This is a genomic window from Bacillus sp. FJAT-25509 (assembly GCF_001420605.1).
In the GTDB taxonomy this organism is placed as follows: Bacteria; Bacillota; Bacilli; order Bacillales; family Bacillaceae_G; genus Gottfriedia.
This window is the reverse complement of sequence record NZ_LJIZ01000016.1, coordinates 287,378-299,943: the sequence shown is the minus strand read 5'-3', so window position 1 is coordinate 299,943 and position 12,566 is coordinate 287,378. Positions and strand designations below refer to the sequence as shown.

At 33.5% G+C, this 12,566-nt stretch carries 10 protein-coding genes and 2 pseudogenes; 10 read left to right on the top strand and 2 right to left on the bottom strand.

From position 1 onward, the window contains the following. Positions 1-382: 382 nt before the first annotated feature. The 4 genes and pseudogenes from AN960_RS10680 to dpaB all read left to right on the top strand — a co-directional run. Positions 383-1,363 (top strand): polysaccharide deacetylase family protein, encoded by a 981-nt coding sequence (locus tag AN960_RS10680; RefSeq protein ID WP_056470806.1) that lies wholly within the window; start codon positions 383-385, stop codon positions 1,361-1,363. A 101-nt stretch (positions 1,364-1,464) separates the two neighbouring features. Next, positions 1,465-2,706, top strand: coding sequence for a M16 family metallopeptidase (locus AN960_RS10675; RefSeq protein ID WP_056470803.1), 1,242 nt, complete (start codon positions 1,465-1,467; stop codon positions 2,704-2,706). Between the two features lie 268 nt (positions 2,707-2,974). Then, the gene (dpaA, locus tag AN960_RS10670) at positions 2,975-3,877 is read left to right on the top strand and encodes a dipicolinic acid synthetase subunit A (RefSeq protein WP_056470800.1); all 903 of its coding nucleotides are present in this window, start codon (positions 2,975-2,977) and stop codon (positions 3,875-3,877) included. Beyond that, positions 3,874-4,299, top strand: a pseudogene (gene dpaB, locus AN960_RS10665) (dipicolinate synthase subunit B); the annotation flags it as partial. The gene dpaA and the pseudogene dpaB, both read left to right, overlap by 4 nt. Positions 4,300-4,334: 35 nt before the next feature. Here the strand turns inward: dpaB and AN960_RS10660 are convergent. Further along, the gene (locus tag AN960_RS10660) at positions 4,335-5,831 is read right to left on the bottom strand and encodes a recombinase family protein (RefSeq protein WP_056470797.1); all 1,497 of its coding nucleotides are present in this window, start codon (positions 5,829-5,831) and stop codon (positions 4,335-4,337) included. Positions 5,832-5,952: 121 nt separating this feature from the next. Here AN960_RS10660 and AN960_RS24460 point away from each other — a divergent pair, with 121 nt between their 5' ends. The 6 genes and pseudogenes from AN960_RS24460 (at position 5,953) to dapA (ending at position 10,690) form a co-directional block, all read left to right on the top strand. Next, positions 5,953-6,129, top strand: a complete 177-nt coding sequence (locus AN960_RS24460; RefSeq protein WP_156339668.1) for a cell division protein FtsZ — start codon at positions 5,953-5,955, stop codon at positions 6,127-6,129. Between the two features lie 302 nt (positions 6,130-6,431). Next, positions 6,432-6,965 (top strand): hypothetical protein, encoded by a 534-nt coding sequence (locus AN960_RS10655; RefSeq protein ID WP_056470793.1) that lies wholly within the window; start codon positions 6,432-6,434, stop codon positions 6,963-6,965. Between the two features lie 146 nt (positions 6,966-7,111). Next, positions 7,112-7,294 (top strand): annotated as a pseudogene (gene spoVFB, locus AN960_RS23995) (dipicolinate synthase subunit B); the annotation flags it as partial. Positions 7,295-7,477: 183 nt separating this feature from the next. Continuing rightward, entirely contained in the window at positions 7,478-8,521 is a 1,044-nt protein-coding gene (gene asd, locus AN960_RS10650; protein WP_056470790.1) for an aspartate-semialdehyde dehydrogenase, read from the top strand. Positions 8,522-8,546: 25 nt separating this feature from the next. Then, positions 8,547-9,776, top strand: coding sequence for an aspartate kinase (gene dapG / locus AN960_RS10645; RefSeq protein WP_056470786.1), 1,230 nt, complete (start codon positions 8,547-8,549; stop codon positions 9,774-9,776). 20 nt (positions 9,777-9,796) lie between these two features. Next, the gene (gene dapA, locus AN960_RS10640) at positions 9,797-10,690 is read left to right on the top strand and encodes a 4-hydroxy-tetrahydrodipicolinate synthase (RefSeq protein ID WP_056470783.1); all 894 of its coding nucleotides are present in this window, start codon (positions 9,797-9,799) and stop codon (positions 10,688-10,690) included. A 91-nt stretch (positions 10,691-10,781) separates the two neighbouring features. Here the strand turns inward: dapA and AN960_RS10635 are convergent, their stop codons facing one another. Next, a complete protein-coding gene (locus AN960_RS10635) occupies positions 10,782-12,314 on the bottom strand; it encodes a multicopper oxidase family protein (protein ID WP_056471174.1) in 1,533 nt (510 codons plus the stop codon). Positions 12,315-12,566 lie beyond the last annotated feature (252 nt).

Genomic DNA, 12,566 nt, shown 5'->3' with positions numbered 1-12,566 from the left:
CAAGCATAAGCCAAGGACCAGTGAAGGTTGCTTTTTAACCTTTGCTGGTCCTTGGCTTATGACCTCGAGGGGCAAACGCCTGGAGCTAGACATCACGAAAAGCGGAAGTCACTAGTCTTCCTTAATAAATAAAAAAACAGGTTCATATAAAAATGAACCTGTTTTTTTTATTTATTTTACTTCCACTCCTCTTCTAAACCCACTCTTTTAATTTTCCAGAATTTAATGTGTGTGTAAAAATTTTTTGGTTACAATAAGGAAAGTAGAACTAGAAATGACCAGATCAATTAGTTATTGCTAATTTTTTCGTACATAAGTTGTAGAAGCTTGTTCTATATTATTAAAAAATATCATATTCCTTCTAGTAGGAGGGTGTCAGGAAATGAGTAAAAGTCGGTTTAAAGTCTTAGCAATCGTTATGGCATTGTTTCTAGCAATTTTAGTCGTTAGAAATCAATATACGAATCAATACGTGAGGAACTTATCTTCAAAATCGTCATTTGTAACAACAAAAACAAATGGATTATATGAAGAAATCAAAACAAAAGCGCCAACTTTCGAGATACCTCCAAAAGATGCTTATGTCGACTCGGTTTGGAAAGCAATACCCGGCTATAACGGTTTAGCAGTTGATATTAATGCGTCATATAAGAAAATGAAGACAAAAGGTAAGTTTGATCAGAATAAACTAGTATTTAAAGAAGTTTCTCCAAAAGTTCATTTAAGTGATTTACCACCATCACCAGTGTATAAAGGGAATCCTGAAAAACCAATGGTAGCATTTACAATAAATGTTGCATGGGGGAATGAATTTATTCCAAAAATGTTAGAAGTTTTAAAGAAGCATAATGCAAAAGCAACATTCTTTCTTGAAGGTAGATGGGTAAAAAATAATCCAACTGTCGCTCAACTAATCACTGCTGCAGACCAAGAAGTTGGGAATCATTCTTATACACATCCCGATATGGCAAGATTAGGTAGTCAGCAAATAAGAAATGAAATAACCGAAACAAATTCAGTTATACTAGCTACAACTGATCAAAAAGTTGTATGGTTTGCCCCTCCAAGCGGTAGTTATCGTGATGAAGTAGTTAAAATCGCTTCAAGTTTAGGTATGAAAACAATTATGTGGACAGCAGATACGATTGATTGGCAGAAACCCCCAAGAGAAGTCATTATTAATCGTGTAATGAAAAAAGTAGACAATGGTACAATCGTTCTTATGCATCCAACGAAACCGACAGCTGAGGCACTTGATGAACTTATCACAAAAATAGAGGCATCAGGTAGAAAAGTTGTAAATATTTCAACTTTATTAGATGAAAAACGGTACGATACAATTAAAAAAGTTGAAAACAAATGACAATTACTTTCAGCTTTGTTAAGATGATTGTAAAATATAGTTAAATTTTTCAATCTTATTACAAAAGTGTAAATAGATGGTGTATACATAGGAGGCATTACATGATTGTACGACATACTTGCAAAAATGGAGTCAGAGTAGTAATTGAAAATATTTCAACTGTTCGTTCAGTTGCACTTGGAGTCTGGATTAAAACAGGTTCATGCAATGAAACGGCAGAACTGAATGGTGTTTCACATTTTCTTGAGCATATGTTCTTTAAAGGCACTAAAACACGCAATGCGAAAGAAATCGCTGAAAGTTTCGATTCAATTGGTGGACAAGTAAATGCATTTACATCAAAAGAATATACTTGTTATTACGCTAAAGTGTTAGATACTCATGCTGATTACGCGTTAGAAGTATTAGGAGATATGTTTTTTAATTCTACTTTTGATGAAGGTGAATTAGAAAAAGAAAAAAATGTAGTACTTGAAGAAATCAAAATGTATGACGATACACCAGATGATTTAGTGCATGATTTATTAGGTAAAGTTATGTATGAAAATCATCCATTAGGTTATCCGATTTTAGGTACAGAAGAAACATTAAAATCTTTTAACGGCGATACTTTACGTCAGTACATGAAGGATTTTTACACTCCTGATCAAGTAGTTATTTCAATTGCGGGTAATATAGATGAATCTTTTATTAAACGTGTTGAAGATTTATTTGGAAACTATGAGGGTAAAAAGAAAGATATAAACTTTGGAATCCCTACATTACATTATGGTGAAATTGCTCGCAAAAAAGAAACAGAGCAAGCACATCTTTGTGTTGGCTATAGAGGTCTTGAACTTGGACATAGCGATTTATATCCATTAATTGCTTTAAATAATATACTTGGTGGCAGTATGAGTAGTCGATTATTCCAAGATGTTCGTGAACAAAGAGGTCTTGCATATTCAGTTTTCTCTTATCACTCTGCATATCAAGATAGCGGTACAGTTGCAATTTATGCAGGAACTGGAAAAAGCCAATTAAATCAATTGTTTGAAACAATCCAAGAAACATTAAAAGTATTAAATGCAGATGGAATAACAGAAAAAGAATTAAATAATTGTAAAGAGCAATTAAAAGGTAATTTAATGTTAGGCTTAGAAAGCACAAATAGCAGAATGAGCCGTAATGGTAAAAATGAATTAATGCTAGGTAACCACCGTACTTTAGATGAAGTAATTCAACTAATTGATGGTGTAACAATTGATAAAGTAAATGATATTGCGAGGTTTGTATTTACAGATGATTATGCAATTTCATTAGTAAGTCCTGACGGAGTAATTCCAACAAATATTAAACATTAAGTTGAAAAATTAGAGGATCCTGTATTGGATGCTCTTTTTTATTTTTCAAGTGATCGAGAATAGAAATGGTATCTTTAGTATTAAGAAGAAAAATTTTTATTACTAAGATTTTAATAGTTTTTCATTACTGCACCTTAATTTTAGAAAGAATCTTCACCAATGCAATGGAAGATTCATAAGATATTTAGGAGAAAGATGTTAGGCGGTAGTCCTGCTTACAGAGATTAATTTCCATTTACCATAGTGAAGTAAAGAAGGTGAATGCTGCATGTTAACTGGCTTGCATATTGCTGTTATTGGTGGGGACGCCAGACAGCTGGAAGTTATTCGGAAGTTAACAGAGTTAGACGCAAAGGTAACATTAATAGGCTTTGAACAATTAGATAGTGGCTTTACCAGTGCATCAAAAGAATTAATTGCGGATGCTGATTTTAAAGATCTAGATGCAATCCTTTTACCTGTACCAGGTACGAATAATGAAGGAGTTGTCGATACAATTTTTTCAAATGAGAAAGTCGTGCTGACAAAAGAAATTTTAGACAGTACTCCTTCGCATTGTACGATTTATTCTGGAATAAGTAACTCTTACTTAGATAGTATTGTTACAGCTTCAAATCGAAAGTTAGTAAAATTATTTGAACGAGACGATGTAGCTATTTATAATAGTATTCCGACAGTTGAAGGTACGATCATGATGGTCATACAACATACGGAATACACAATTCATAATTCGAAAGTAGCCGTATTAGGTTTAGGTCGTACAGGAATGAGTGTTGCGAGGACTTTTCATAGTTTGGGTGCAAAAGTAAAAGTAGGGGCTCGTAAATCCGAACATATTGCTAGAATTGTTGAAATGGGCTTAGAAGCTTTTGAATTTAAGAACATTGAAGAGGCCTTAAAAGATGTCGATGTTGTTATTAATACTGTTCCTGTTCAAATCGTTACAGCAAGTGTCATTTCAAGATTACAACCACATGCACTAATCATTGATTTAGCATCTAAACCTGGTGGAACAGATTTCCGTTATGCTGAAAAAAGAGGTATTAAGGCATTATTAGCACCAGGTTTACCAGGAATCGTTGCTCCTAAAACAGCAGGTCAAATAATTGGAAACGTACTAACACAGCTATTAAAAGTAGAATTAGACAAAAGGAAGGAGCAACCAAAATGACGTTGAAAGGTAAGAAAATTGGATTTGGTATTACAGGATCACATTGTACTTATGAAGAGGTAGTACCTCAAATTCAAAAGTTAGTGGATGATGGAGCTGACGTATACCCTGTTGTTACTTTTACTGTAAAAAGCACAACAACACGATTTGGTGTAGGAGAAGACTGGATCGAAAAAATAGAAGAAATTACAGGGCGTAAAACAGTTGATTCAATTGTAGGAGCAGAACCATTTGGTCCAAAAGTACAATTAGATTGTATGGTAATTGCACCGTTAACAGGAAATTCAATGAGTAAGTTTGCTAATGCTCAAACTGATAGCCCTGTTTTAATGGCAGCTAAGGCTACTTTGAGAAATGGAAAACCTGTTGTTTTAGGTATTTCTACAAACGATGCTTTAGGTTTAAATGGAACTAATTTAATGTGACTTAGATGGTAATACCAAATCAGTTAACAAGTTCACCTGGGGAGCTTCGGGTAAAGAATAAGTGTAAAATCATCTAGTTTTTGATGTGGTTCTTTTTGATACTCAACTTTAAATAAAACCGATTTAAGCAGTCGATTTTTGAGTTCTATATCAGTTGTTTTGTAATATAAATCCAAAACTTTTTCAAAGGTTGGAATAAATTGTTCGTTTAGCAACTCTCTATTGTGGTATTTAGCCAGTTCATCCAAAATTAATGTCTTACTATTTGAAAGTTCTTTTAGTTGATTAGAGAGGATTTCAGAACGTTCATTGTAAATCGATTCATCATAAACACCACGTTCTAGTAAATTAAATAAATTATTTTTTTGTTTTGCTAATTCACTTAAATCATTTTCGATTTGTTTAAGTGCTTGCTTTTTTAAATTAATTACTTCAAAATCTTCCTCGACGGTTTGATTGGTAAAACTTATTTTGTACTCTTTTAACCAAATTTCTAACCCTTGTAAGAGTTTCTCTTCAATTAAATGGGTATAGGAAGAGCGGGTATTACAGCGGTTATTTGTACACACAATTTGTCTAGGTTTGCCTTTTGGATAACGCTGCTGTAATTTTGATCCGCATTTACTGCAAAAAATTATTCCAGCTAGCTGATTACTTAATTTACTATTATAAGGAGCATGGTATCGACTACTTAAAATATCTTGTGCCACATTGTATATTTCAAGATCAATGATTGCTTCATGTTTTCCATCAACAATTAACCAGTCAGATTTTGGTTTTCTAATACCCTTACTTGATTTTTTATTCCAAGTGACCTTTCCAATATAAATAGGATTTTTTATCATCTCCAAAATGGTATGGTAACTCCACTTTTTTCCAGTATAGGAAGGGATATTCATTTGATTTAAACGGTTAGCTATTTCATTTGCACCAATCAAATCCTTCGTATACCATTCAAAAATACTTTTTACTACCTTTGCCTGATTGCTATTAATACGTAATGAACGGAATTCCTTCGTTTCATAAATCTCATATCCATAAGGTGCAAAGGTTCCTAAATAATTTCCTCTTTGGACTGATAAAATCCGGCCCCGTTGAAGCCTACGAGTAATTATTTTTAATTCTTTTCGCGCCATAAATGCCTCAAATTCACTGTATTCCTCATCAAACTCATCATGAAGGTCATAGGTTTTTCTTGGTGTAATAATTTTTGTTCTAGATGATTTAAACGTCTCTAAAATAATACCCTGTTCCTTCATATTACCACGTCCAAGACGATCCATATCCATTACTAACACACCATCATATTTAAATTCTTCAACTTCTTGTAAAAGCTTTAACATTTCTGGCCGGTAAACAAGTGATTCACCAGATGCAATTTCCTGTCGGATACAAATGATCTTTAAATCATTTTCCTTAGCGAATTTTAGAAGCTGCTCCTTATGCTTTGATAAGGTCTCACCTTCACCTCTAGCCTCTGCATCTATATCTGCTCGACTTTTACGTAAGTACAATGCAACCCGTTCCATTTAATCACCTCATAGACTATATATATGTCTAATTAAGGAATTAATTAATTTTTGAATCAATAGACAACAAAAGGTTGGTTAGTCCGTAATAAAACTAAACATACAATGAATTATGGGGGTGGTGATACTGAGTAAACAAACAGAATTTACTGCTACCTATCAATTTGGAAAAACAAAAGTAAATATAATTGCGCCAAATGATGTTACAGAAGAAACTAGAAAGAAAATTATTGAAGAAATTCATACGATTGGCTGGAAGATTGTTAAAGAAGAATTGTATAAGAAAAATGATCAGTAAGATGAATTTAGAAAGCACCTAAAAAAGGGGTGCTTTTTTATTTATTATCTTGATCAATGAAGAATTAGCTATTATACCAAGTGTCTAAATTGCTTAGGTTAACAATTTTTTGTACTTTTATAACGGTAAAAAACTAAATATGCAATTAATTTATCTGCAGATATAATAAGGACCATAATCAAGTTGAATCATGTATTTCAGAAAAATTCTGAGACAGATTATTCAAAAATCTGTCATTTTTTTTGCATAACGCTCGTAATTATAGTGATAGTGATTCTAAATATTCATCATGGAGAGGGATGTTGGTTATTATCGAATATCATTTAAAAAAACAATTTTTTACAATGGAAAAATTGATCGAACGTAAACTAGCTGATCAATTAATATTAAATGTAAGAATAAAAGATGTCTTAGAACTAGCATATAATAACTGGGCTTTAGATTATGCTAAAGGTGTAGTTGCTTTTAATCTTACAAATGGTGAATTAATAGGCTATTCACTTAAAGATAAAAATAATAGAACTAGAAACGAATATGAGATTATTATTTTTGAACTAGATGCAAATGTTGACGTGGAGGATGTAACTGTTTTGATGGGGAATATTGGCATTCGAGCTGTACGGAAATTTTTTGAAATCGACGATGAAACTTTTTCAAAGAATATGGTGTTTTGGACAGAAACCTATTTGCGTTTTCATAATTTGACGATTAAATCAATTAGAGATCGGTTTTTAAAGGTGTTATTTACTGATTATAAACAAACCTTTTATCATACTTGCATTAAAAAACAACTTGATACTGCTTACGCTAAATATAGCGTTCATGACAATCATTAGGGTGAGATATTACAAATTATTTTCCAAAGCTTAATTTTTTGTTTCAATCCCCTATTAAATCCTTTAATCGACTCCTTTTAAAGTCAATTATTATGTGTCCCAAACCAAAGATATTCCATTTAGATCGGTATTATCCTCTAAGTCATAATTTAATGCGTTTAATGAGTACAAAACATATCTATTTTATTCCCTTTGGTCAAGATGATCCAATAAAAAAACCGAATTCATTAGTGGCAAGAATGGATTCATTACTAGATACGGTGAAATCTTCTATTGAAGGCAAACAACTTCAACCTGTTTTAGTTGAAAAATATCGCGATCTACAATAAATATTTTAGAAAAAATAGGACTGAATTATTTTTTCTATGTTAGAATGAAGAAAATTGAGTATGTGTCATTAGGATACATACTCGTTACTATGAAAAGAATTATTCAAGCGAAAACCTTTGAATATAAACTTCATTTGACGTAAACTATTTAATAAAAGTGAAAACAGGGATGGTGCAAAAAAAGTGGGGAATAAACAAAGTTATGTAGTAGCTGTAGTAGGTGCAACTGGAGCAGTTGGACAACAAATGATTGCAACATTAGAGAAAAGAAATTTTCCAATAAAAGAAATTAAATATTTATCTTCAAAACGTTCTGCAGGAACAAAATTAACATATAAAGGTGAAGAAGTAATCGTTCAAGAAGCTACTCCTGAAGCTTTTGAAGGTGTAGATATTGCTTTATTTAGTGCTGGTGGCTCAGTATCAAAAGAACTTGCTCCTGAAGCAGTTAAAAGAGGGGCAGTAGTAGTAGATAACACTAGTGCATTTAGAATGGCTGAAGATGTACCTTTAGTTGTACCTGAAGTAAATGACAAAGATTTATTTAATCATAAAGGTATTATTGCAAATCCTAACTGTTCAACAATCCAAATGGTTGTTGCCCTAGAACCAATTCGTCAATCAATTGGTTTAAATAAAGTTGTAGTTTCAACTTACCAAGCCGTTTCTGGTGCTGGAGTAACAGCAATTGAAGCCTTAAAGGAACAAGCGCAAGCATTCTTAAATGGTGAAGAAGCAACTCCATCAGTATTACCGGTAAAAAGTGGTGAGAAACATTATCAAATTGCTTTTAACGCAATTCCACAAATCGATGTATTTACTGAGAATGGATATACTTATGAAGAAATGAAAATGATCAATGAAACTAAAAAAATCATGCATTTACCTGAATTACAAATTAGTGCAACTTGTGTAAGACTTCCTGTAATTTCTGGTCACTCAGAATCAGTTTATATTGAAGTTGATAAAGAAGTATCGGTAGCTGAACTTAAATCACTTTTAAGTGATGCACCTGGAATCGTTTTACAAGATGATCCAGACCAACAACTATATCCAATGCCATTTTACAGTATTGGACGTAATGAAGTATTTGTAGGACGTATCCGTAAAGACCTAGATAATCCTTTTGGATTCCATTTATGGATCGTTTCAGATAATCTATTAAAAGGTGCTGCTTGGAATTCAGTGCAAATTGCTGAAAGATTAATTGAGTTAAGCATCATTTAGTGAAAACTGCTAGAGAGGTGCAAGAATGAAAATATTAGTCCAAAAATTTGGAGGGACTTCAGTACGTGACGAAAATGGTAGAAAGCACGCACTTAAGCATATAAAAGAAGCATTAGAAAAAGGCTATAAATTAGTGGTAGTAGTATCTGCTATGGGACGAAAAGGTGAGCCATATGCAACAGATACACTTTTAAATTTAGTTGGCGCAAAAAAAAGTAAGGTTACACAAAGAGAACTTGATTTATTAATGTCATGTGGTGAAACAATTTCTTCAATTGTTTTTTCAAATTTATTGAATGAAAACGGTATTCATGCCATGGCAATGACAGGTGCATCAGCAGGTTTCCGAACAAATGATGAATTTGGAAATGCAAAAATTCTTGATATGAAATGTAGCCATCTAATTAAAGAGCTAGAAAACTATGATGTTGTAGTTGTCGCAGGATTCCAAGGATCAACATCTAATGGTGATATCACGACATTAGGTAGAGGTGGAAGTGATACTTCAGCTTCTGCACTTGGGGTTGCTGTTAGCGCAGAAACAATCGAAATCTTCACTGACGTTGAAGGCGTAATGACAGCAGATCCAAGGATCGTAAAAGAAGCAAGACCTTTATCAGTAGTTACTTATGCAGAAATTTGTAATATGGCATATCAAGGAGCGAAAGTAATTCATCCTAGGGCTGTAGAAATCGCGATGCAAGGAAAAGTACCTATTCGAATTCGTTCAACTTATTCAAATAGTTTAGGTACACTAGTAACATCTAATCCTACACAACGAATTATTGGTGACAATATTCATGATCGTTTAATTACAGGGATCGCACATGTACCGAATGTTACACAAATTAGAGTAACATCTAAGGAACATACTTTTGATTTACATTCTCAAGTATTTAAAGCAATGGCAAATAAAGGAATAAGCGTAGACTTTATTAATATCTCACCTAATGGTGTAGTATACACTGTAAGTGATGAAGTTGCTTCAAAAGCGATTGAGGTATTAAAAGGAATTGGCTATGAGCCTTCATACACAACTGGATGTGCAAAAGTATCAATAGTTGGTGCTGCAATTGCCGGAGTACCTGGCGTAACTTCAAAAATTGTAACTGCACTAGCTGAAAAAGGTATTCAAATTTTACAATCAGCTGACAGTCACACAACTATTTGGGTGCTTGTCAAAAATGAAGATATGGTCGAAGCGGTTACTGCACTTCATGATGCATTTGAACTTAGTTCAGTTAAAATGGATTAATATTTGATCGGAGTGGAACAATGAGTAGATTTGGTAAAATTTCAACAGCGATGGTAACACCTTTTGATTCAAAAGGAAATATTGATTTTGCAAAAACAACAAAACTTGTGAACTACTTAATTGAGAATGGAACGGATTCAATCGTAGTTTGTGGAACAACTGGAGAATCTCCAACATTAACTTCTGAAGAAAAATTAGCATTAATTAGTCATGTTGTTTCAGCTGCAGATGGAAGAGTACCTGTAATCGCGGGTACTGGAAGTAATAATACTCGTGAAACAGTTGAATTAACGAAAAAGGTATCTGCTTTAGGAGTAGATGCAATTATGGTTGTTGTACCTTATTACAATAAACCAAACCAAGAAGGACTATATCAACACTTTAAAGCAGCGGCTGAAAGTACTGAACTACCTGTTATGTTATATAATGTACCAGGCAGAACAATTGCCAGCCTTACTGTAGATACAGTTGTAAGATTAGCAGAAATTCAAAATGTTGTTGCAATTAAAGATGCAACTGGTAACTTAGGCATAATGACAGAAATTATTGACCGTACTCCTGAAGATTTTGAATTATATTGTGGTGACGACGGCCTAACGCTTCCTGCATTTGCAATTGGTTCAAAGGGAACGGTTTCAGTTGCTTCACACGTGTTAGGAAATGAAATGCAGCAATTAGCTGAAAGCTTCTTCACAGGAGATATGGCGAAAGCGCAATTCTTACACCGTAAACTATTACCATTATTTGACGGATTCTTCATGGCGCCAAGTCCAAGTCCAATTAAAACAGCTTTACAAATGAAAGGTTTAGATGTTGGTGGAGTTCGTTTACCGCTTGTACCACTTTCAGAAGCTGAACGTACAACTTTAAGTATTTTAATAAATAAATTAGACGAAGCATTACAAAATAATTAATAACAAAACCACTTACGTACAGTCCAATTTTGGATGGCGTAAGTGGTTTTTTATTAATGGATGGAATCAACCACAAAAAATCCGAATGCTACTATTGAATCACTAAAAATGGTCTCATCATTTCATAGTCCTCGTGTTCCAACATATGACAGTGCCAAACATATAATCCGGTGAATGGCCCAAACCTCATGATTATTCTAGTTACTTGGTTTGGATTAGCTTGAACAGTGTCCTTCCATCCATTTTCTTGTGGTTCAGGTGGAGTCGGTGGATCTGTGTAATGAATGATCCTTTCTTTTTTATACTTTTCTACATCAAAGTTTCTTCGATCTAAGATTTGGAAATCAATTAAGTGAAGATGTATAGGATGAGAATCTGGCGTTAAGTTAATTAAATACCATATTTCGATCGTTCCTAATTTCGGATTTTCTGAAATGGGAGCATCCCAATGTTTGTTATCTAATAACATAATTTCTCGTCCAAACTGATCAATCTTATGATCTAAGGTTAAGTATCGCTTCATTGAAGCAGACAGTTCATTTATTTTTGGAACGGGCACCATATAAGCTGGTATCATACTCGTATCCACGTTGGATAATGGCAAATTAACTTTAAATTGCATCACAGTTCCCGTATTTTCATCAACAGGAATACCAGAGGGAAATGGGGTGGGAGCATCATTCTTCATAGTAATCTTCTTACCTTCAAGATTAGTAAAATCGATAATTACTTCTGCTCGTTCTGCAGGTGATAACATAATCTCATTTATTCCAATCGGATGTTGCATGAATCCACGCTCTGTTGCGATTTGATACATAAGTTGACCAGAATCAAGCGTAATTCGAAAAAAGCGTGTGTTAGAACCGTTTAATAACCTAAATCGATATTTTCTTGGTTCCACTTGTAAATAAGGATGTACTTTACCATTCACAATGACTGCATCACCAACAAATTCAGGGATTATAGACGTTTGTAGTTCTTTGATTGGCTGATCTGGTTGTTTTGGATAATAAAGTGAACCATCATGATTAAAACTTTTATCTTGTATCAATAGCGGGATATCATATTTCCCATTCGGTAAATTTAATGAACTTTCCTTTTGATCACTAATGAGATAGAATCCTGCTAAACCAGCATAAATATTAAGCCTTGTAATGCCAAGTGCATGATCATGGTACCAAAGCGTAGAAGCGCAATCACAATTATCATATCGATATACTTGCTTACTAAAATAACGTCCAACTTGTTTATAATCTTTTGTAAACCAAGCTTCAGGATAGCCATCGCTTTCAGGCTCAACACAAGCACCATGTACATGCACTACCGTTCTGACTTGAGGGACATCTTTATTTGCACCATGAACAGTATAGTCGATCGGAAATAAGTGTTTATCAGGGAGATCATTGATCCATTTAATAAACACGGTTTCACCTTTTTCTACTTTAATTGTAGGTCCAGGATAACTTCCTTCATACCCCCAAACAGTCGAGTCATTTAACTCACTATGGAGCGATTGCTTAAACTCCGTCATCGTAACTTCATAATAAGTATAGAAATGATCTTTCCAACGTGGTTTTAAAATTGGTGGAATGGGTAGTTCGTCTACGAATTTAGAAAGATTCATTTTTAAAGGCTCTCTGTCATTAAAATTCATCTAGATCCTCCTTTTCTAAAATATTCATATTCCTGTAATAAGAAATAATTGACCAATCAATCACTACAAAAAAAGAATTTAGCTATTAAAATGAGACACTTTTTGAAAAACTCGCCTAAATGGAACTGACTTTGCAATTTTCTTATCATAAAGAGCAGTCAAAAGGTACCCTATATTTGTATCGCTTAATTCATATTTCCTTGCTCCTATACATAACAAGGA